General features: G+C 69.5%; 21 protein-coding genes. 15 read left to right on the top strand and 6 right to left on the bottom strand.

The window, feature by feature from the left end:
- Positions 1–263 precede the first annotated feature (263 nt).
- The 9 genes from AQJ46_RS46235 to AQJ46_RS46195 all read left to right on the top strand — a co-directional run bounded on the left by AQJ46_RS46235 (position 264) and on the right by AQJ46_RS46195 (position 7,109).
- Positions 264–608 carry a DUF3817 domain-containing protein gene (locus tag AQJ46_RS46235; RefSeq protein ID WP_057612051.1) on the top strand — a complete coding sequence of 115 codons (345 nt, stop codon included), beginning with the start codon at positions 264–266 and terminating at the stop codon, positions 606–608.
- Positions 605–898, top strand: a complete 294-nt coding sequence (locus AQJ46_RS46230; RefSeq protein ID WP_057612050.1) for an MTH1187 family thiamine-binding protein — start codon at positions 605–607, stop codon at positions 896–898. Before AQJ46_RS46235 ends, AQJ46_RS46230 begins: the two co-directional genes overlap by 4 nt.
- A 150-nt stretch (positions 899–1,048) precedes the next feature.
- On the top strand, positions 1,049–1,807 hold the full coding sequence (locus tag AQJ46_RS46225; RefSeq protein ID WP_059211366.1) for a hypothetical protein: 759 nt from the start codon (positions 1,049–1,051) through the stop codon (positions 1,805–1,807).
- Complete coding sequence (locus AQJ46_RS46220) at positions 1,804–2,484, top strand: DUF4166 domain-containing protein (protein ID WP_059211365.1); 681 nt, start codon at positions 1,804–1,806, stop codon at positions 2,482–2,484. The genes AQJ46_RS46225 and AQJ46_RS46220 overlap by 4 nt, the downstream gene beginning before the upstream one ends.
- Entirely contained in the window at positions 2,481–3,131 is a 651-nt protein-coding gene (locus tag AQJ46_RS46215) for a TetR/AcrR family transcriptional regulator (RefSeq protein ID WP_059211364.1), read from the top strand. Before AQJ46_RS46220 ends, AQJ46_RS46215 begins: the two co-directional genes overlap by 4 nt.
- A 32-nt stretch (positions 3,132–3,163) precedes the next feature.
- Positions 3,164–4,072 carry an SMP-30/gluconolactonase/LRE family protein gene (locus AQJ46_RS46210; RefSeq protein WP_059211363.1) on the top strand — a complete coding sequence of 303 codons (909 nt, stop codon included), beginning with the start codon at positions 3,164–3,166 and terminating at the stop codon, positions 4,070–4,072.
- 369 nt (positions 4,073–4,441) lie between these two features.
- A complete protein-coding gene (locus AQJ46_RS46205; protein WP_059211362.1) occupies positions 4,442–4,951 on the top strand; it encodes a MarR family winged helix-turn-helix transcriptional regulator in 510 nt (169 codons plus the stop codon).
- Positions 4,952–4,994: 43 nt separating this feature from the next.
- Positions 4,995–5,333 carry a DUF3817 domain-containing protein gene (locus AQJ46_RS46200; protein ID WP_059211361.1) on the top strand — a complete coding sequence of 113 codons (339 nt, stop codon included), beginning with the start codon at positions 4,995–4,997 and terminating at the stop codon, positions 5,331–5,333.
- Between the two features lie 75 nt (positions 5,334–5,408).
- On the top strand, positions 5,409–7,109 hold the full coding sequence (locus tag AQJ46_RS46195; RefSeq protein WP_059211360.1) for an acyl-CoA mutase large subunit family protein: 1,701 nt from the start codon (positions 5,409–5,411) through the stop codon (positions 7,107–7,109).
- Between the two features lie 15 nt (positions 7,110–7,124).
- Here AQJ46_RS46195 and AQJ46_RS46190 read toward each other — a convergent pair whose 3' ends face one another.
- Entirely contained in the window at positions 7,125–7,751 is a 627-nt protein-coding gene (locus AQJ46_RS46190) for a TetR/AcrR family transcriptional regulator (RefSeq protein ID WP_057612042.1), read from the bottom strand.
- Between the two features lie 231 nt (positions 7,752–7,982).
- Here AQJ46_RS46190 and AQJ46_RS46185 point away from each other — a divergent pair, with 231 nt between their 5' ends.
- The 4 genes from AQJ46_RS46185 (at position 7,983) to AQJ46_RS46170 (ending at position 12,285) form a co-directional block, all read left to right on the top strand.
- The gene (locus AQJ46_RS46185) at positions 7,983–8,960 is read left to right on the top strand and encodes a tetratricopeptide repeat protein (protein WP_059211359.1); all 978 of its coding nucleotides are present in this window, start codon (positions 7,983–7,985) and stop codon (positions 8,958–8,960) included.
- Positions 8,961–9,623: 663 nt separating this feature from the next.
- Positions 9,624–10,277, top strand: coding sequence for a DUF6230 family protein (locus AQJ46_RS46180; RefSeq protein WP_020122730.1), 654 nt, complete (start codon positions 9,624–9,626; stop codon positions 10,275–10,277).
- Between the two features lie 135 nt (positions 10,278–10,412).
- Positions 10,413–10,976, top strand: a complete 564-nt coding sequence (locus tag AQJ46_RS46175; protein WP_059211358.1) for a DUF6114 domain-containing protein — start codon at positions 10,413–10,415, stop codon at positions 10,974–10,976.
- Positions 10,966–12,285 (top strand): hypothetical protein, encoded by a 1,320-nt coding sequence (locus tag AQJ46_RS46170; RefSeq protein ID WP_059211357.1) that lies wholly within the window; start codon positions 10,966–10,968, stop codon positions 12,283–12,285. Before AQJ46_RS46175 ends, AQJ46_RS46170 begins: the two co-directional genes overlap by 11 nt.
- Before the next feature lie 220 nt (positions 12,286–12,505).
- Here the strand turns inward: AQJ46_RS46170 and pyk are convergent, their stop codons facing one another.
- The 3 genes from pyk to pta all read right to left on the bottom strand — a co-directional run bounded on the left by pyk (position 12,506) and on the right by pta (position 17,351).
- A complete protein-coding gene (gene pyk / locus AQJ46_RS46165; RefSeq protein ID WP_057612037.1) occupies positions 12,506–13,930 on the bottom strand; it encodes a pyruvate kinase in 1,425 nt (474 codons plus the stop codon).
- Between the two features lie 116 nt (positions 13,931–14,046).
- A complete protein-coding gene (locus AQJ46_RS46160) occupies positions 14,047–15,255 on the bottom strand; it encodes an acetate kinase (RefSeq protein WP_059211356.1) in 1,209 nt (402 codons plus the stop codon).
- Positions 15,252–17,351 carry a phosphate acetyltransferase gene (gene pta, locus AQJ46_RS46155; protein WP_059211355.1) on the bottom strand — a complete coding sequence of 700 codons (2,100 nt, stop codon included), beginning with the start codon at positions 17,349–17,351 and terminating at the stop codon, positions 15,252–15,254. Before pta ends, AQJ46_RS46160 begins: the two co-directional genes overlap by 4 nt.
- A gap of 197 nt (positions 17,352–17,548) precedes the next feature.
- Here pta and AQJ46_RS46150 point away from each other — a divergent pair, with 197 nt between their 5' ends.
- A complete protein-coding gene (locus AQJ46_RS46150; RefSeq protein WP_059211354.1) occupies positions 17,549–18,574 on the top strand; it encodes an ATP-dependent 6-phosphofructokinase in 1,026 nt (341 codons plus the stop codon).
- A gap of 24 nt (positions 18,575–18,598) precedes the next feature.
- Here the strand turns inward: AQJ46_RS46150 and AQJ46_RS46145 are convergent, their stop codons facing one another.
- On the bottom strand, positions 18,599–19,303 hold the full coding sequence (locus AQJ46_RS46145; RefSeq protein ID WP_107117473.1) for a helix-turn-helix domain-containing protein: 705 nt from the start codon (positions 19,301–19,303) through the stop codon (positions 18,599–18,601).
- 178 nt (positions 19,304–19,481) lie between these two features.
- Between AQJ46_RS46145 and AQJ46_RS46140 the strand changes: the two genes are divergently transcribed.
- On the top strand, positions 19,482–19,937 hold the full coding sequence (locus tag AQJ46_RS46140) for a PPOX class F420-dependent oxidoreductase (protein ID WP_079072769.1): 456 nt from the start codon (positions 19,482–19,484) through the stop codon (positions 19,935–19,937).
- A gap of 6 nt (positions 19,938–19,943) precedes the next feature.
- Here the strand turns inward: AQJ46_RS46140 and AQJ46_RS46135 are convergent, their stop codons facing one another.
- Positions 19,944–20,786 carry a carbohydrate ABC transporter permease gene (locus tag AQJ46_RS46135; RefSeq protein WP_059211352.1) on the bottom strand — a complete coding sequence of 281 codons (843 nt, stop codon included), beginning with the start codon at positions 20,784–20,786 and terminating at the stop codon, positions 19,944–19,946.
- Position 20,787 lies beyond the last annotated feature (1 nt).

The raw sequence follows: 20,787 nt of genomic DNA, 5'->3' as shown, positions 1-20,787 counted from the left end.
TCCGGCGGCTGCTGGTGCTTCAGCGGTGCTCGGTGTCGGACGCCGGCCGCTGCGGGCGGACACCCCCACCCCGTCCCCTCGCCGCCGTACGCGTCTGCACGTGCGTGCACCTGTCCGACCCAGGGGCGCGGGGAACCGCGCGAGCCACAACGGACCCGCAGTCGGACCCCGTGCCCCGGCTACCCGGAACCGTTTGTCACAATGGGCGGACGCTTGTGCGTGCGTTCACAAACTGTCGACGTACCTCCCACCGAAGGTGACCCGTGGACCTCAAGACAGCCTCCGCCATCCGACGCCTCCGCCTGATCTCCGCTCCCGAGGCGGTCTCGTTCCTGCTCCTGCTCGTCTGCTCGGTGCTGAAGCGGACCACGGACTTCAACGCCGTGCCGGTGATGGGCATGGTCCACGGCGTCCTGTTCATCCTGTACGTGATCTTCTGGTTCGACGCCTGGAACCGCACCAAGTGGTCCGCGAAGACGGGCATCTGGTACTTCGTGCTCTCCGTGCTGCCCACCGGCGGCTTCTTCGCCGAGCGCAGGCTCAAGCGCGAGGCCGAGGACGCGGTCATCGCCTCGCGCGCCCGCAAGGAAGGGGTCGTGAACGCATGATCGTCGCCTTCTCCGTGACCCCGCTGGGGGTCGGCGAGGACGTGGGGGAGTACGTCGCCGACGCGGTGCGGGTCGTCCGGGAGTCAGGCCTGCCGAACCGCACCGACGCCATGTTCACCTCGATCGAGGGAGAGTGGGACGAGGTCATGGAGGTCGTCAAGCGTGCCGTGGCCGCCGTGGAGGCGCGGGCGCCACGCGTCTCGCTGGTGCTCAAGGCGGACATCCGCCCCGGGGTGACGGACGGTCTGACCTCCAAGGTGGAGACGGTGGAACGGCACCTCGCCGACTGACCCCGGCCTCACCACGACGCACGAACCCCGGCCCGCGCGGGCCGGGGTTTTCTCGTACCTCCTGTTTGAGCGATCGCTCAAAAGCATGGTACGTTCCTCCTCAGGGTGTTTGAGCGATCGCTCAAATAGCGAGCTCACCTGGGGGTATCAATGGGGCTTTACATCGAGGCACGCATCCGCGCCGATCTCGACGATCTCTGGACTCGGACACAGGAACCGTCCCAGCACCAGCGCTGGGACCTCCGCTTCACCCGGATCACCCACCTCCCGCGCGCGGACGGCGAGCCGCAGCGCTTCCGGTACGCCACCCGGGTGCTGCCCGGTCTCACCGTCGCCGGCACGGGAGTCTCCGCGGGGGAGCGGGAACGCCCCGACGGCACCCGCACCTCCGCCCTGCGCTTCTCCTCCCCGCACCCGCTCTCGCTCCTCGCGGAGGGCAGCGGCTACTGGCGCTACCTCCCCGACGGCGACGGCGACGGCGTCACCTTCCTCACCGGATACGACTACCGCCCGCGCTGGGGCCGCGTCGGCGCCGTGACCGACCGCCTGCTCTTCCGCCCCGTGATCGGCTGGGCGACGGCCTGGTCCTTCGACCGGCTGCGCCTGTGGCTGGAGCGCGGGATCACCCCGGAGCGCGCGCTGCGGAACTGGCTCGCCGAGCTCCTCGTCCGCACCCTCGTCGTGATCGTCGGCGCCGCCGGACTCGGCCTGGAGCGCTTCCTGCACCTCTTCGGCCCCCTGGCGGCGTCGATGGCCTACGTCTCGCCACTCCTCCTCGCCGTCGTCATCTCGCTGGCCCTGTTCACATCACCCCTGCCCGGCACCCCGGCCGCCCGCCGCTGTCTGCGCCGGCCCGCCACACGCGTGCGTGCACCGCGTGTCCTTCGCACCCTGGAGACGCCGCGATGACCTCGATGTTCCGCACCGTGATGGGCGCCGACTTCGACCGCCTGCACCCTCAGCTCCAGCGCCGCTTCTCGGTCGGCCTGACGACCGGTGAGGCGTGCACCGGCCGGGGTGTGATGGACCGCATCTGGCACGGCGGGGCCTTCGTGAAGCCCTTCCTGGCCCTCGGTACGACCCGCAACATCCTGGTACCGAGACCGGGCCGGAACGTGCCGTTCGTGATCGAGAACGTGCCCTACGCGGACACCTACGGCCGTGAGACGGTGACCTTCGTGCGCACCTTCCACCTGCCCGGCCGCCCCCGCCGCTTCGACGCCCAGATGGTGCTGAGCCCCAAGGGAGACCGCATCCTCGACTACCTCGGTACCCACCAGCACCTGGCCAGCGAGCTCCACTTCCACGCCGAGCCCGACGGCTCACTGCTGATCCGCTCCGGGGAGCACCGGTTCCGGGAGGGCGTGGTGGACGTCCGGGTGCCCGAGCTGATCGGCGCGACGGCGGAGGTGAGGGAGTCGTACGACGACAGGGCTGACCGTTTCCGCATCAGCGTCCGGGTCGTCAACCGTTACTTCGGCCCCCTCTTCGGCTACGAGGGCTCCTTCGAGGCGACGTACAGCGACATCACCGCCTGCGGAGTCCGCCCCGGTCTCCGCCCCGTGCGCGAGGAGGCACGCGCATGAGCCCCGAGTCCGCCAAGTCCGTGGAGACCAAGACCAAACTCCTGGAAGGCGCCCTGCGCACCCTCACCGAGCAGGGCATCGCCAAGACGTCCGCCCGCACGGTCGCGGCGACCGCCGGGGTCAACCAGGCCCTGGTCTTCTACCACTTCGGCTCGGTCGACGAACTCCTCGCGGCGGCCTGCCACTACGGCGCGGAGCGCGCGGTGTCCCGCTACCGGGCACGGATGGCCGCCGTGACCTCGCTGTCCGAACTCCTCGCGGTGGGACGGCAGGTCCACGAGGAGGAGCGCGCCGGAGGCCACGTGGCCCTCCTCGGCCAGCTGCTGGCCGGCGCCCAGACCCACGCCACCCTCGGCCCGGCCACCGCGGCGGGCCTGGAGCTGTGGATCACCGAGATCGAGAAGGTCCTCACCAGGGTCCTCGCGGCCACGCCCTTCGGAGAGTTCGCCGACCCCGCGGGCCTGGCCCGCGCGGTGGCCGCCTCCTTCGTGGGCATCGAGCTGTACGAAGGGGTCGACGCGTCCGGCGCCACCGCGGCCCTGGACGCCCTGGAACAACTCGGCGCACTCGTCGCCGCGCTGGAGGACCTGGGCCCGGTCGCCCAGCGCGCGGTGCGCCACCACCTCCGCAGGACCGGCCGCCGCTGACCCCGTCCCACCCCTGACCCGAGGAGGACACCATGCCCGGCTCCGACAGCCTCTACGAGATCCTGGACGACCGCTTCCGCCCCTGTACCAACGGCGACAGCAGGCTGGAGGTCCTGTACGACGACTGCCGCTGGGCCGAGGGCCCCGTCTATCTGCCCGCCTGGCGGCAGCTGATCTGGAGCGACATCCCGAACGACCGCCTCCTGCGCTGGGACGAGACCACCGGCACGGTCGGCGTCTTCCGCACCCCGGCAGGCAACATCAACGGCAACACCGTCGACGGCCGGGGCCGCCTCCTCAGCTGCGAACAGGGCAACCGCCGCGTGACCCGCACCGAGCCCGACGGCACGATGACCGTGCTGGCCGAGCGCTACCAAGGCAAGCGCCTGAACAGCCCGAACGACTCCGTCGTACGCTCCGACGGCACGATCTGGTTCTCCGACCCGGACTTCGGCATCCTCAGCGACTACGAGGGGCACCGGGCCGAGTCCGAGATCGGCGCGTGCCATGTGTACCGGATCGATCCGGCCACGGGCGACGTGTCTCTCGCCGCCGACGGGCTGGACGGGCCCAACGGGGTGATCCTGTCCCCCGACGAGCAGCGGCTGTACGTCTCCGACTCGCGGGCGGCGCGGATCCACGAGTACGACATCCACGCCGACGGCACGCTCTCGGGCGGCAAGGTCTTCGCCGAGGCCCGGGAGGGCGTCCACTTCGACAACATCCGCTTCGACGACGAGGGCCGCCTGTGGGCTGCCGCCCTGGCCGACGGCATCCACTGCTACGCCCCCGACGGCACGCTGATCGGCCGCATCCGCGTCCCGGAGCCGGTGGCCAACGTGACTTTCGGCGGACCGAAGGGGAACCGGATGTTCATCGCGGCCACGACATCTCTGTACTCCCTGGTGATGTCGGTGACGGGTTGCGTGCGCGGGGCTTAGGCCGGGCGCCTACGGGAGTGCCGGGGTCGGTTGTCGGGCGGGTGCGGGTGTGGGTGAGTGGGGGCTGGTCGCGCCCGCGCGGCGGTAGCCGCACATCGATACAGCCCCGCGCCCCTGGGGAGTTGCAGTCACCCGCACCACGACGGACCGTTCGCCGCACCCCCCACCCACAACACACCCGCACGCGCTACACCAGCCCCCACCGGGGCCGCAGCTGCGCCGCAGGCATCCAGGGGCGCGGGGAACTGCGCACAACGCCCGCCCCCGCCGAACCCGCACAGGCCGCCGCAGGCAACCCCCGCCGGAGGCAACCGTCTGAAAGGCGAGACGGTGCTGACCACGATGTGACCGGCCGGTAAGGTCGTTGCCGTGCCGAAGCCGCTCAGTCTTCCCTTCGACCCCATCGCCCGCGCCGACGAACTCTGGAAGCAGCGCTGGGGAAACGTGCCGTCCATGTCCGCGATCACCTCCATCATGCGTGCGCACCAGATCCTGCTCGCTGAGGTCGACGCCGTGGTCAAGCCGTACGGGCTGACGTTCGCGCGGTACGAGGCGCTGGTGCTGCTCAACTTCTCCAAGGCCGGCGAGCTGCCGATGTCGAAGATCGGTGAGCGGCTGATGGTGCATCCCACCTCGGTCACCAACACCGTGGACCGCCTGGTCAGGTCCGGTCTCGTCGACAAGCGTCCGAATCCCCACGACGGCCGCGGCACCCTCGCCTCCATCACCGACAAGGGCCGCGAAGTCGTCGAGGCCGCCACACGTGACCTCATGGCGATGGACTTCGGGCTCGGCGTGTACGACGCCGAGGAGTGCGCGGAGATCTTCGCGATGCTGCGGCCGCTGAGGGTCGCCGCGCACGACTTCGACGAGGACTGACCCGCGGGAAGATCGCCCGGAACGCGTGGTTACGCTCGTAGGCATGAAAAAGAGCGTGCTGACCCGCTACCGCGTCCTGGCCTACGTCACCGGTGTGCTGCTGGTCCTGCTGTGCCTGAGCATGATCGCCAAGTACGGCCTGGACATCGACGGCGCCGCGGACGTCACCCGCGTCGTCGCCATCGCGCACGGCTGGCTGTACGTGGTCTACCTGGTCTTCGCCTTCGACCTGGGCTCCAAGGCGAGGTGGCCCATCCTCAAGCAGGTGTGGGTGCTGCTCGCCGGGACGATTCCGACGGCCGCCTTCTTCGTGGAGCGGAAGATCAGCCGCGAGCTGGAGGGCAAGTTCACCGAACAGGCCCCCGCACCCGTCAAGGCGTAGCCCCCACCGCCGTACAACACGCGTACGGCGGTCGTCCTTCGACGTTTACTCGGACGTCCTAGTAACTTCGAAGGTATGGACGCTGACGCCATCGAAGAGGGCCGCCGACGCTGGCAGGCCCGGTACGACGCCTCGCGTAAGCGTGAGGCCGACTTCACGACGCTCTCGGGTGATCCCGTGGAGCCGGTGTACGGGCCGCGGCCGGGGGACGCGTACGAGGGCTTCGAGCGGATCGGGTGGCCCGGGGAGTACCCCTTCACGCGCGGGCTGTATCCGACGGGCTACCGGGGGCGGACGTGGACCATCCGCCAGTTCGCCGGGTTCGGGAACGCCGAGCAGACCAACGAGCGGTACAAGAAGATCCTCGCCAACGGAGGCGGCGGCCTGTCGGTCGCCTTCGACATGCCGACGCTGATGGGGCGGGACTCCGACGACCCCCGGTCCCTCGGCGAGGTCGGGCACTGCGGGGTCGCCATCGACTCGGCGGCGGACATGGAGGTCCTGTTCCAGGACATTCCGCTGGGTGACGTCACGACGTCGATGACGATCAGCGGACCGGCCGTCCCCGTCTTCTGCATGTACCTGGTCGCGGCCGAGCGGCAGGGCGTGGATCCCGCCGTCCTCAACGGCACGCTCCAGACGGACATCTTCAAGGAGTACATCGCGCAGAAGGAGTGGCTCTTCCAGCCCGAGCCGCACCTGCGCCTGATCGGCGACCTGATGGAGTACTGCGCGGCCGGCATCCCCGCCTACAAGCCGCTGTCCGTCTCCGGGTACCACATCCGTGAGGCCGGTTCCACGGCGGCGCAGGAACTGGCGTACACGCTCGCGGACGGCTTCGGGTACGTGGAGCTGGGGCTGTCGCGCGGGCTGGACGTCGACGTGTTCGCGCCCGGCCTCTCCTTCTTCTTCGACGCGCACGTCGACTTCTTCGAGGAGATCGCCAAGTTCCGGGCGGCGCGGCGCATTTGGGCGCGGTGGATGCGGGACGTGTACGGGGCGCGCTCCGAGAAGGCGCAGTGGCTGCGGTTCCACACCCAGACCGCGGGCGTCTCGCTGACCGCGCAGCAGCCGTACAACAACGTGGTGCGTACGGCGGTCGAGGCGCTGGCCGCGGTCCTGGGCGGGACCAACTCCCTGCACACCAACGCGCTGGACGAGACGCTCGCGCTCCCCTCCGAGCAGGCCGCGGAGATCGCGCTGCGCACCCAGCAGGTGCTCATGGAGGAGACCGGGGTGGCGAGCGTGGCCGACCCGCTGGGCGGTTCCTGGTTCGTCGAGCAGCTGACGGACCGGATCGAGGCGGACGCGGAGAAGATCTTCGAGCAGATCAAGGAGCGCGGGCTCAGGGCGCACCCCGACGGGCGGCACCCCATCGGGCCCGTCACCTCCGGCATCCTGCGCGGCATCGAGGACGGCTGGTTCACGGGCGAGATCGCCGAGTCGGCCTTCCGGTACCAACAGGCCCTGGAGAAGGGCGAGAAGAGGGTCGTGGGGGTGAACGTCCACCATGGCTCGGTCACCGGCGACCTGGAGATCCTGCGGGTGAGTCACGAGGTGGAGCGGGAGCAGGTGCGGGTGCTGAGCGGTCGTAGGGCCGCCCGGGACGAGGCGGGGGTGCGAACTGCCCTGGACGGCATGCTCGTTGCCGCCCGCGACGGGTCCAACATGATCGAGCCGATGCTGGCCGCGGTGCGGTCGGAGGCGACACTCGGGGAGATCTGCGGGGTGCTGCGGGACGAGTGGGGGGTGTACATGGAGCCGGCCGGGTTCTGACCGCGCCCACGCGCCTCACTCCACGGCCGGTCCCGTCAAGCCCGTCAACAGCACCTGGGTGAAGCCGTGGACCCATGCCGCGTCCGCCGGTTCCGCGCTGACCAGGGTGCGGTGGACCACCGCACCCGCCACCATGTCGAAGATCAGGTCGACCGTGCGGGCCGCTTCCAAGGGGTCGGCCTCCGGCGGGAGTTCGCCCCGGGCCTGGGCGCGTTCCCGGCCCTCGAGGACCAGACGCTTCTGGCGGTCGACGATCGACGACCGGATGCGTTCGCGCAGCGCGTCGTCGCGGCACGACTCCGCGACCACCGCCATCAGCCCGTTCTGGGCCTCCGGTCGCGCCAGGATCGCCGCGAACTGGAGGACGACGCCCTCGATGTCCGCGGCGAGGGTCCCGCTGTCGGGGAGTTCCAGTTCGTCGAAGAGTTCGGCCACCGCGTCGACGACGAGTTCGTTCTTGCCGGCCCAGCGGCGGTAGAGGGTGGTTTTCGCGACCCCCGCACGGGTAGCCACATCTCCCAGCGTGAGCTTCGACCAGCCCAGCTCCACCAGCGCCGCCCTCGTCGCCGCGAGGATCGCGGTGTCCGCGGCGGCGCTGCGCGGGCGCCCTGTGGCGCGTGGGGCGGGGGTGCGGCTCTGCATCCTCCGACCATAACGGGCGGTTCTCGGTCGCAGTGAGAGAGATCACCGGGGCGGGGTTCCGGGCAGGCACTCGGTGCCATTACGCTACGACTCGTAGCGAAAGCTCGCGACGGACGTAAGCGAGCGGTGGTACGCACGGCGCGGGGTGGGGACCCGGCGTCAGGGCCGCGCTGCACGACCGGCTTTCACATCGCTTTTCACAGACGCGCGCCCACGGGGGAGGATAGACGCATGCAGCCACGGAACATGTCCATGAGCGGAGTCGTCGACCTCGCCGCGGTGAAGGCGGCCCAGGAGGCCAAGGCGAAGGCGGAGCAGGCGCGCGCCGAAGCCGCACGGCAGGGCGGCGGCCCGGGTGCCGTCTCCCCGGCCGATCTCGTCATCGACGTAGACGAGGCGGGCTTCGAGCGCGATGTCCTGCAGCGGTCCACCGAGGTCCCGGTCGTCATCGACTTCTGGGCCGAGTGGTGCGAGCCCTGCAAGCAGCTGAGCCCCGTCCTGGAGCAGCTCGTCGTCGAGTACAACGGACGCCTGCTCCTCGCCAAGATCGACGTCGACGCCAACCAGATGCTGATGCAGCAGTTCGGGGTGCAGGGCATCCCGGCCGTGTTCGCCGTCGTCGCCGGCCAGGCCCTGCCGCTCTTCCAGGGCGCGGCAGGCAAGGAGCAGATCCAGCAGACCCTGGACCAGTTGGTGCAGGTCGCCGAGCAGCGCTTCGGGCTGACCGGTCTCGCGGTCGACCCGGACGCCGACCCCGGTGCCGCCCCAGAGCCCGCGGCCGTGCCCGCGGGACCGTACGACGCACTCCTCGAAGCCGCCGTACACGCCCTGGACGCAGGGGACTTCGGCGGTGCCGTCCAGGCGTACAAGAACGTACTGAGTGACGACCCCGGTAACAGCGAGGCCAAACTGGGGCTCGCTCAGGCCGAGTTGCTCCACCGGGTGCAGGGCCTCGACCCGCAGCAGGTGCGCAAGGAGGCGGCCGAGAAGCCGGGTGACGCACGGGCGCAGATCGCCGCCGCCGACCTGGATCTGGTCGGCGGTCATGTCGAGGACGCGTTCGGGCGGCTCATCGACACCGTGCGGCGCACGGCGGGTGACGAGCGGGACACCGTACGGATTCGGCTACTTGAGCTCTTCGAGGTGGTCGGCGCCGACGATCCGAGGGTGTCGGCGGCCCGCAGGGCGCTCTCCCGCGCCCTGTTCTGAGCGGGGGGTCCGAGCGGGGCGCGAGCCCGGTTCTGACCAGTTGCTAAACACCACGGCATGTGTTGCCGGAGTGAAAGATTTGCCGTCAGAACGTCACTGCGGCCGCGCTTTGCCAAAACTTGGTAAACGCGGCCGCTGTTACTTCCAGTAAGTCAGGGCCGTTGATCTGTCGGATTCTGTCCATCGATCAACTGCTTTGTCCTCCCCCTGTTTGCCACCGAGCGTCGTCGACCGAGACCAGCGGGTCGTTGTTCGGTTATCCGGCCGTTACTACCGAGTAACGAAGCCCCTTGTGCGGGCGGCGAGAATGCACCACGATCGGCGACGCTCGGTCCTTTCCCGTACCCCGACAGCCGGTCGGGCGGCGGGATTCCTTGGGTCCCCACCGAGCAGGGTCGGCGGCAGGTGCGCCGGCTCTTGGACAGGGGGGTCTTCGCCCACACGGCGGAGCCTGTCCAGCAAGGTTGTGCGTGATGCGTGTCAGGCGCGACCAGTGGTTGTCGCTCGGGGGTGATCGCCGGTGATCGGTGCGCAATTGGCGCCTCCGAGTGCAGGCGCTCTCCTTCCCGAGGACGTAGCACTTCTCCCATCCCTGCCCGGCTGAGCCGTCCTTTCGACAGGGGCAGTCAGGGCCAGGAGATGTACGTCCGAGAAGGAGGAAATATGGAGTCCCAGGTGCGTGGCGGGACAAGATGGAAGCGGTTCGCTGTGGTCATGGTGCCCAGCGTTGCCGCCACGGCTGTGATAGGTGTCGCCCTCGCGCAGGGCGCGCTTGCCGCGTCGTTCAGTGTGTCGGGGCAGGAGTTCAAGGTCCGGGCCGGCCAGCTCGTCGGCTACGACATGAACCAGTACGGAGCCATAGACTCCGGCAAGGGTCTTGACGGCAAGGACCAGGCGCACCCGGTGTCGGTGTCGGCGTTCGACCACGCCACGATCACCAACATGTGCCAGTCCGTGGTCACCCCGGTTCCGTTCCTGAACAAGTCGGTCACCCTGAAGCTGACCGCGGGTGACAAGGGCACGGCGGTCGAGGCCGACAAGATCTACATCGATGTCGCCAACCTCGACGCGAAAGATGCCGTGTTCTCGGGCATCAACATCGGTGTCCCCGCCGGGACCACCAAGGGGAACACCCCGAAGCCCAAGACCGCGGACGGGGAGCAGTCCAACCCGTTCGGGTTCGCCCAGCAGGCCGACAAGGCCGTGCTGACCGATGTGAAGCAGACGGCGTGGGCCACCACGGCCGGCACCTTCAAGCTCTCCGACCTCCACATGGGTCTGAGCTGGGGCAGCGGCGACGGGATCGAGTGCTACTAGGCGCTCAGTGACGGGCGGGGGAGCCGTTACGGTCCCCCGCCCGCCATCTCCCGCCCGTCGCTTTCGCATCCCCCCACTTTCTTCATCGCGAAACACCGTCATCAAGAGCAACGCCGCACCAGGGAGCTGTTTTCCATGAGCGCCGAGAGTCCTGCCGCGCCCGGCCAGTTCGCCCACCGGAGGCAGCAGTTCCGCGCCTGGCGGGGCACCCGCCCGTTCTGGGCGGGACTGTTCGTCATGATCAGCGGACTTCCGATCATGTACTTCCCGTATGCGCACCTCAAGCTCGGTGGCCTGACCATCGCCATGGCCACCACGGCGGGCGCAGGATCCCTGATCATCGGCGTACTGCTCGTCGTCCTGGGCATCACCCTCTGGTTCCAGAAGCACGTACGCACCTTCGCGGGTGTCGCGGCGATCATGCTCGGGCTGGTGTCCCTCCCCGTCTCCAACTTCGGCGGCTTCATCGTCGGCTTCCTCTTCGCGCTGTTCGGCGGGGCGATGGCCGTGGCGTGGGCGCCGGGCGTACCGCCCGCGGAGGAGTCGGCCGCCCAGGACACGAGCGGTGAGGGCGGCGCGCCCGAGGCCACGGACTACGACACCACGCTCCTGCGGCCGGTGGACCCGGTGGGCGAGCCGAACGATCTGTCAGGAACGAGCCCGGTCAACGGGGCGAACGGGAGGCACAGTGCCGGCTGACGAGGCGACCCACGGGGCTGACGTGGACGCGTCCCGTGCGAGATCCGGGCCCCGCCACGCGGCACCCAAGAAGCCGCTGATCACCAGGTTCCACATGCCGGCCGGCAAGGCGATAGCCATGGCGGCGATGCCGACGGCCGTTCTCATGGGCATCGGGTTCACGCCGACGCTCGCGCTGGCCGATGACGCGCCGAGCGCGAAGAGCCTGACGGCGGACGAGTACAAGGACTGTGTCGCGGCACTGAGCGGCAGCGCCTCCCCGTCCGCCTCGGCGAGTTCGTCACCGGCCACCGACGACACCACGGCGACACCGTCCCCGTCGGCCTCCTCCGGCTCGGGGTCGGGCTCCGGCTCGAACTCCGGCGACTCCTCGTCGGATTCGGGGTCCGACGACAAGGCCACGCCCACGCCCACGCCGTCCGCCTCCGCGAGCAAGGAGGAGAGCAGCTCCTCCTCCGGAAGCTCCGACACCGCCACGGCGTCCCCCTCGGCCTCCGCGAGCGACGACGGCAACCTCCTGACGGACATCGGCGACGCGATCACCGGGATCTTCACGGGCGGCTCCGGCTCCGGGGATGCGTCCGGTGCCAGCCCTACGCCGACCCCTTCGGCCTCGGCGTCCAAGAGCGCGGACGACAGCGCGGGGGACACCGTCAAGGAGACGACCGACAAGGTCACCGACACGGTGAAGAACACCGTGAAGGACACGACCGACACGGCGTCCAAGGCGGCGAAGGACACCACCAAGGCCGTGGAGGACACCACCAAGGCGGCCGAGGAGGCGGCGGCGGACGCCACGGCCTCCCCGAGCCCGTCGGCGAGTTCCAGCACGGACCCGGAGGACTGCCCGGCCGCCACGGACGACGTGGGCGACACCGAGCCCGGTGTGACGGTGGCGGACAACGCCTGGACCCTCAAGGCCAGTTCGCTGCTGCTCAAGGGAGCCGACTACCAGGGTGTCGTCAAGGTCAGGACCGCGAGCGGCAAGACCAAGAAGGTGCTGAAGTACGTCATCTCCGGCGGCACCGAGATCGGTGACCTCCACCAGACCGTCACCGAGCAGGGCACGACGTACCACGTGCAGGCGGGCAAGGGCACGAAGTCCACGATCACCGGCGACAAGACGATCATGTACACCGAGAGCATCTCCGGCAACCTGCTGGGGCTGATCCCGATCACGTTCAGCCCGGACAGCCCTCCGCCGCTGAACATCCCGATCATCTACTTCACCAATGTGACCGTCCAGCAGGCCGCCCAGTACGGCGGGACGCTGACCGTGCCCGGGATGCGCCAGTACAGCGAGAGCTGACCGACGCCCCACACGAACCCTTCCGGGAGCCGCACACACGCTGAGGGTGTCCTCTTCAACAGAGGGCGCCCTCAGCGCGTATGTGAGCCCTGAGGGGCCCTGTACGACGCCCCCCTGCCCTGGCCCCCGGACTTCCCCGCGGACGCCGGCACGATCGGCTGAGTACACGCATCGAGGGCGCCCCCTGCCACAGGGGGCGCCCTCGATGTCGTACGGATTCCTACTGCGCGCCGCCGATGTGGTGCACCCGCAGCATGTTGGTCGTCCCCGCGACGCCGGGGGGTGAGCCGGCGGTGATGATGACGATCTCGCCCGGGTTGAAGCGGTTGATCTTGGCGATCTCCTGGTCGACCATGTCGACCATCTCGTCCGTGGTGTTCACGAACGGCACCACGTGCGACTCCACGCCCCAGCTGAGCGCCAGCTGGTTGCGGGTGTTCTCGTCCGTGGTGAAGGCGATGATCGGCTGCTGCGCGCGGTAGCGCGAAAGGCGCCGGGCGGTGTCGCCGGACTGGGTGAAGGCCACCAGGCCGCGGCCGCCGAGGAAGTCGGCGATCTCGCAGGCCGCGCGGGCCACCGAACCGCCCTGGGTGCGGGGCTTCTTGCCCGGGACCAGCGGCTGCAGGCCCTTCGACATCAGCTCCTGCTCGGCCGCGACGACGATCTTCGACATCGTCTTGACGGTCTCGATCGGGTACGCGCCCACGCTCGACTCCGCCGACAGCATGACCGCGTCCGCGCCGTCCAGGATCGCGTTGGCCACGTCGGAGGCCTCGGCGCGGGTCGGGCGGGAGTTGGTGATCATCGACTCCATCATCTGGGTCGCCACGATCACCGGCTTGGCGTTGCGGCGGCACAGCTCGATCAGGCGCTTCTGCACCATGGGGACCTTCTCGAGCGGGTACTCGACGGCCAGGTCGCCACGGGCCACCATGACGGCGTCGAACGCCATCACGACGCTCTCCATGTTGTCCACCGCCTGCGGCTTCTCCACCTTGGCGATGACGGGGACCCGGCGGCCCTCCTCGTCCATCACGCGGTGGACGTCGTCGACGTCCTTGGCGTCCCGGACGAAGGACAGCGCGACCATGTCGCAGCCCATGCGCAGCGCGAAGCGGAGGTCCTCGATGTCCTTCTCGCTCAGCGCCGGGACGTTCACCGCCGCGCCGGGCAGGTTGATGCCCTTGTGGTCGGAGACGACACCGCCCTCGATGACCATCGTCTTGACCCGCGGGCCCTCGACATCCAGGACCTTCAGCTCGACGTTGCCGTCGTTGATGAGGATCTGGTCGCCGCGGGAGACGTCACCGGGCAGGCCCTTGTAGGTCGTCCCGCAGATGGTCTTGTCACCCGGGACGTCCTCGGCGGTGATGACGAACTCGTCACCGCGCTCCAGCTCCACCGGACCTTCGGCGAAGGTCTCCAGGCGGATCTTCGGGCCCTGCAGGTCGGCGAGGACACCGATGGCCCGGCCGGTCTCCTTGGCGGCGGCACGGACGCGGTCGTACCGCCCCTGGTGCTCGGCGTGCGTGCCGTGGCTGAAGTTGAAACGGGCCACGTTCATGCCGGCTTCGATCAGCGAGACCAGCATCTCGTGGGAGTCGACCGCGGGGCCGAGAGTACAGACGATTTTCGAACGGCGCATGGGGCGATCCTATCGGTTTGTTTCGCTGCGGAATATTCCGTCTGGCGGAAGATACAAATGGGCGGAACGTCGCTCAGCTGGGTTACCGCTCAGTCGCCACGCGGTGGAGCCGCAAATCAATGCCGCGAGACCAGTGCGTAGGTCTGCGTCGCGATTTCCAGTTCTTCGTCGGTCGGCACCACGGCGACCTTCACCCGTGCGTCGGCGGGCGAGATCAGCCGCGGTTCGTCGCTCCGTACGGCGTTGAGCTCGCGGTCCACCGCCGGGCCCAGGGTCTCCAGGCCCGCCACGGCGGCCTCCCGCACCGGCGCCGCGTTCTCGCCGACCCCGGCGGTGAACGCGATCGCGTCCACCGTACCGAGAACGGCGTAATAGGCGCCGATGTACTTCTTCAGACGGTGAATGTAGATGTCGAAGGCGAGCTCGGCCTGCTCGTCGCCCTCGTCGATCCGGCGCTGAATCTCCCGCATGTCGTTGTCACCGCAGAGGCCGACCAGTCCGCTCTTCTTGTTGAGAAGAGTGTCGATTTCGTCGATGGACATTTTGCCAACGCGCGCCAAATGGAAGATGACGGCCGGATCGGTGTCTCCGGAGCGCGTACCCATCACGAGTCCCTCCAAAGGCGTCAGCCCCATGGAGGTGTCCACGCACCTGCCGCCCCGGACCGCGGAGGCGCTCGCGCCGTTGCCCAGGTGCAGCACGATCACGTTGACGTCCTCGGGTGCCTTGCCCAGCAGCTTCGCGGTCGCCCGGGACACGTAGGCGTGCGAGGTGCCGTGGAAGCCGTAGCGCCGGATGCGGTGCGCGTCGGCGGTCGCCACGTCGATCGCGTAGCGCGCGGCCGACTCGGGCATCGTGGTGTGGAACGCGGTGTCGAAGACGGCGACCTGGGGCAGGTCCGGGCGCAGCGCCCGCGCGGTGCGGATGCCGGTGAGGTTGGCCGGGTTGTGCAGCGGGGCGACCGGGATCAGCCGCTCGATCTCGGCGAGCACGGTCTCGTCGATCACCGTCGGCTCGGTGAAGGTCTTGCCGCCGTGCACCACACGGTGGCCTATCGCGACCAACTCGGGGGAGTCGAGGCCGAGCCCGTCCTTCGACAGTTCTTCGGATACGGCCTTCAGCGCGGCGTCGTGGTCGGCGATCGGGCCGGTCCACTCGCGCGGGTCTCCGCCGGTCGCCAGCGGCGTGTGCTTGAGCCGAGAGGACTGCTCACCGATGCGCTCGACGAGCCCCGCCGCCAGCCGGCTGCTGTCCCGCATGTCGAGCAGCTGGTACTTCACGGACGAGGAGCCGGAGTTGAGGACGAGGACGCGGGTGGCGCTCACTGGGCGGTGGCCTTTTCTGTGGCGGGAGTCGGGATCTGGGCCTGGATCGCCGTGATGGCGACGGTGTTGACGATGTCCGAGACGAGAGCGCCCCGGGACAGGTCGTTGACGGGCTTGCGCAGACCCTGGAGCACCGGCCCGACGGCGATCGCGCCGGCCGAACGCTGCACGGCCTTGTAGGTGTTGTTACCGGTGTTGAGGTCGGGGAAGATCAACACGCTGGCCTGGCCCGCGACTTCGGAGCCCGGCAGCTTGGTCTCGGCCACGGTCGGCTCGACGGCCGCGTCGTACTGGATCGGCCCCTCGATCTTGAGGTCGGGCCGCCGCTGCCGTACCAGCTCGGTGGCCTCGCGCACCTTGTCGACGTCGGCGCCCGAACCGGACGTACCGGTGGAGTACGACAGCATCGCGATCCGCGGCTCCACGCCGAACTGCTCGGCGGTCGCGGCCGACTGGATGGCGATGTCGGCGAGCTGCACGGCGTCGGGGTCGGGGTTCACGGCACAGTCGCCGTACACCAGCACCTTGTCGGCGAGGCACATGAAGAAGACCGACGAGACGATGTCGGCGTCCGGCTTGGTCTTGATGATCTCGAAGGCGGGGCGGATGGTCGCCGCGGTGGAGTGCACCGAGCCGGACACCATGCCGTCGGCGAGGCCCTCCTGGACCATCAGGGTGCCGAAGTAGTTCACGTCGGAGACGACGTCGTAGGCCAGCTCGACCGTGACGCCCTTGTGGGCCCTGAGCGCCGCGTACTTCTCGGCGAAGGCGTCGCGCAGTTCGGAGGTCGCAGGGTCGATCAACTGGCAGTCGCCGAGGTCGATGCCGAGGTCGGCGGCCTTCTTGCGGATCTGGTCGACCGGGCCGAGCAGGGTGAGGTCGCACACACCCCGGCGCAGCAGGACCTCGGCGGCGTGCAGGACGCGCGGCTCGGTGCCCTCGGGCAGGACGACACGGCGCTTGTCGGAGCGGGCCGTCTCCAGGAGCTTGTGCTCGAACATCATCGGGGTGAGGCGGTCGCTGCTCGGCGCGGAGACCCGGCGGGCGAGGTCGGCGGTGTCGGCGTACCGCTCGAAGAGACCGAGCGCGGTCTCCGCCTTGCGGGGCGTGGCCGCGTTCAGCTTCCCTTCCAGCGCGAAGAGTTCGGCGGCGGTGGGGAAGCTGGTGCCGGTCACCGAGAGTACCGGGGTGCCGGGTGCCAGGCGGGCGGCGAGGGTGAGGACGTCGTCGCCCGGGACCTCGTTCAGGGTGAGCAGCACACCGGCTATCGGCGGGGTGCCGGCGCTGTGCGCGGCGAGCGAGCCGACGACCAGGTCCGCGCGGTCGCCCGGGGTGACCACCAGGCAGCCCGGGGTCAGGGCCTTCAGGAAGTTCGGCAGCATCGCGCCGCCGAAGACGAAGTCCAGGGCGTCCCGGGCGAGCCCGGAGTCGTCGCCGAGGACCACCCGGGCACCGAGGGCCTGGCCGATCTGGGCGACGGTGGGCGCGGCCAGGGCGGGATCGTCCGGCACGACGTAACAGGGCACGGGCAGGCGGCCCGAGAGCCGCTCGGCGATCTCGTCCCGGTCCTCCCGGACCACCCGGTTGGTGACCATGGCGAGGACGTCGCAGCCCAGACCGTCGTAGGCCCGGTAGGCGTTGCGGGTCTCGGCGAGCACCGACTCGGCGGCCTGCCCCCGACCGCCCACGACCGGGATCACGGAGGCGCCGAACTCGTTGGCCAGCCGGGCGTTGAGGGAGAGCTCGTCCGGGAGCTGGGTGTCGGCGAAGTCGGTGCCGAGAACCAGGACGACGTCGTAGTCGCGGGCCACCAGGTGGAAGCGGTCGACCAGGGTGGAGACCAGCTCGTCGGTGCCCTGCTCGGCCTGCAGCGCGGAGGCCTCGTGGTAGTCGAGGCCGTAGACGGTGGCCGGGTCCTGGGTGAGCCGGTAGCGGGCGCGCAGCAGCTCGAAGAGCCGGTCGGGACTGTGGTGCACCAGCGGCCGGAACACCCCCACCCGGTCGACCTGGCGGGTCAGCAGCTCCATGACCCCCAGTTCGACGACCTGGCGGCCGTCGCCGCGGTCGATCCCGGTCACGTACACGCTGCGGGTCACGCGTGATCTCCGTTCCGTCGCCTTCGGAAAAGTCGCTGTCATGAAAATCGCCCACCGAGGTGAGCGGAAACCCTCTTGACAATACCCCGGACGATGGATAAGGCGCCCGGCAGCACGGGGTGCGTCCGCCCCGTGCGGGACGTGAAACAATCGGAATCGGCTCACCGGTATCAACAGCGAGCAGGAGACACAGCACGATGCGCATCGGAGTTCTCACCGCAGGCGGCGACTGCCCTGGTCTGAACGCAGTGATCCGGTCGGTCGTGCACCGAGCGGTCGACAACTACGGCGACGAGGTCATCGGCTTCGAGGACGGCTACTCCGGCCTCCTGGACGGCCGCTACCGCGCCCTCGACCTGGACAGCGTCAGCGGCATCCTGGCCCGCGGCGGCACCATCCTCGGCTCCTCCCGCCTGGAGCGCGACCGGCTGCGCGAGGCGTGCGAGAGCGCCTCCGACATGATCCACGAGTTCGGCATCGACGCGCTGATCCCGATCGGCGGCGAGGGCACCCTCACGGCCGCCCGCATGCTGTTCGACGCCGGTCTCCCGGTCGTCGGCGTCCCGAAGACGATCGACAACGACATCTCCTCCACCGACCGCACCTTCGGCTTCGACACCGCGGTCGGTGTCGCCACCGAGGCCATGGACCGCCTCAAGACCACCGCCGAGTCCCACCAGCGCGTGATGGTCGTCGAGGTCATGGGGCGGCACGCGGGCTGGATCGCCCTGGAGTCCGGCATGGCCGCCGGCGCCCACGGCATCTGCCTGCCCGAGCGCCCCTTCGACCCGGCCGACCTGGTCAAAATGGTCGAGGAGCGCTTCGCCCGCGGCAAGAAGTTCGCGGTCGTCTGCGTCGCCGAGGGCGCCCACCCCGCCGAGGGCAGCATGGACTACGGCACGGGCGAGATCGACAAGTTCGGCCACGAGCGCTTCCAGGGCATCGGCACGGCCCTGGCGTACGAGCTCGAGCGCCGGCTCGGCAAGGAGGCCAAGCCGGTCATCCTCGGACATGTGCAGCGCGGCGGCGTGCCCACCGCGTACGACAGGGTCCTCGCCACCCGCTTCGGCTGGCACGCGGTGGAGGCCGCGCACCGGGGCCAGTTCGGCAGGATGACCGCGCTCAAGGGCACCGACATCGTGATGGTGCCGCTCGCCGAGGCGGTCACCGAGCTGAAGACGGTCCCGAAGGACCGGATGGACGAGGCGGAGTCGGTCTTCTAGGCATGCGTCCGGGCGGTCGTCGTGCTACGGCCGTGTCTCGACCGCCTCCCAGAACCGCTCCATGATCTCGTCCAGGAACTCCTGGCCGGCCTCACCGGCGCGCTCGCCGCCCCCGCCCCAGCTCAGGGTGGACACCATCTGCCCCTGGTACTGCCGGTGCAGATCCATGAGAGTCTCCTCCACCACCCGCCGGTCCAGGGGCACGATCTTCGCCACCTGACGGACGTAGGCCTGCCAGCGGGTGCCGACCGCGCCGCGCAGACACTCGGCGAGCCGCTTCTCGCGTCCCGTGACGGCGACGAAGTCCGGCAGGTTCAGCTCCAGCAGGTCGGCGAGGGCGGCGGACTGGCGGTCGGTGCCGCGCCACTCGTCGTGCTCCTCCATGGCGAGGTAGGCGAGCAGTTCGAGCCCCACGGCGCGGGCGACGTCCTCGGGGGCGATGCCGCGCGCGACGCGGTGTTCGCGCAGGGTGCGGGGACGGCCGATGAGTTCACCGGGGGAGCACCACAACACGCCCGCGAGAGCGGTGAGTTCCGGACTGGTGGGGCACACGGTCCCGCGCTCCCAGGCGACGACGAGATCCGGGGCGACGTAGGGGAGCCCGTACGAGACGCGCAGCCCGTAGGCCACGTGCTCGGGCCCCATGCCGAGAGCGACACGGAGTCTGCGGGCGGTGAGGTTGTCGAAGGGCGGTCCGGGCTGGTTCGGCAGGGCTGGGGGTCGGCGCACGGCCCACAAGTTAGGGAAACGGACGTCCGGTGACTACGGTCTGTTCGGCCAGGATCACGGATTGTGGGAATCTACGGTTTCGGCTGCACGTTCGGGCTGGCCGAAGATCGTCTGTCGGCGGTGCGGGCGCGGTGGCGAGGATGGCGCCGGGCGCCCGGACGGGTGGCCGGAAAGAGGTGTGATCTTCGTGTACGAAGTGAATGGCAAGGTAGAGGGGCATATTCGCGAGCGGCTGCTGGCGCCGAACTTCTGGCATCTGGCGACCGTCGGTCCGGACGGAGCGCCGCAGGTCTCGCCCATGTGGGCGGATCTCGAAGGTGAGTACGTCATGGTCAACACGGCGATCGGACGTGTGAAGGAGGAAAACCTGCGGCGCAATCCGAACGTTTCCCTCTCCCACCACGACCCCGACAACCCCTACGACCGCGTCGAGATCCGGGGCCGGGTGGTGCGGTTCGTGGAGGGCGAGGAGGCGGAGCGCTCCATGGACCGGCTCACGCGGAAGTACATCGGCGAGGAGCGGTATCCGTGGCTTCTTGAGGGGGAGCGGCGGGTGATGCTGCTGATCGCGCCGGTGCGGGTGCGCAGAGTCGTGGGAGTGGAGCCGTTCCGGCCCGGGGTGCTCCCTTCGTGAGCCGGGTCATCCCTTGACCGCTCCGCCCAGTGCGAAGCCCCCGCCCAGCCGCCGGGCGATCAGTACGTACAGCAGGATCACCGGCGTCGAGTAGACGATCGAGAACGCGGCGAGCTGCCCGTACGCCACCATCCCGCGGTTGCCGAAGAACTCGTTGATGCTCACGGACGCAGGCATCTGGTCCGGGGTGAGCAGCAGCATGAACGGCACGAAGAAGTTGCCCCACATCATGACGAAGGAGAAGACCGTCACGACCGCGACGCCGGGGCCCATCAGGGGCAGCACGATCCTGGTGAGCGACTGGAGGGAGCCCGCACCGTCCGTCCAGGCCGCCTCCTCCAGTTCCTTCGGGACGCCGTCCATGAAGTTCTTCATCAGCCAGATGGCGAAGGGGAGTTGGGAGGCAGCGAAGAAGAGGATGGTGCCCTGGAGGGTGTCGATCAGGTCGACCTGCACGAACAGGGCGTACACCGGCACCATGATCGCCGTGATGGGCAGGCTGGTCGCGAAGAGGATCGACAGCAGGAAGGGCCGGTTGAGACGGGAGCTGAAGCGGGACAGCGGATAGGCCGCGAGGGCCGCGCAGACCACCGTCAGCAGGGTCGCCCCGCCGCACAGGATCAGGCTGTTGAGCAGCGGGGTGAAGGTGATGTCGGAGGTCAGGATCGCGTCGAAGTTCTCGAGGGTGATGCCGTCGGGGGCCTTCACCCTCAGGTCGGCGTGCGGATCGAGGGCCGAGAGGACCACCCAGGCGAGCGGCAGCACGAACGCGGCGGCGACCGCCAACAGGCCCGCGTCGGCGGCCAGTCGGCGGTTGCGGCGGCGGTCGGCGAGATGCGTGGCGGCCATG

Origin of the sequence: Streptomyces canus (genome assembly GCF_001514145.1) — a bacterium.
Taxonomy (GTDB): Bacteria; Actinomycetota; Actinomycetes; order Streptomycetales; family Streptomycetaceae; genus Streptomyces; species Streptomyces canus.
The sequence above is the reverse complement of the archived record's forward strand: the minus strand, read 5'-3'. Positions and strand labels throughout refer to the sequence as shown.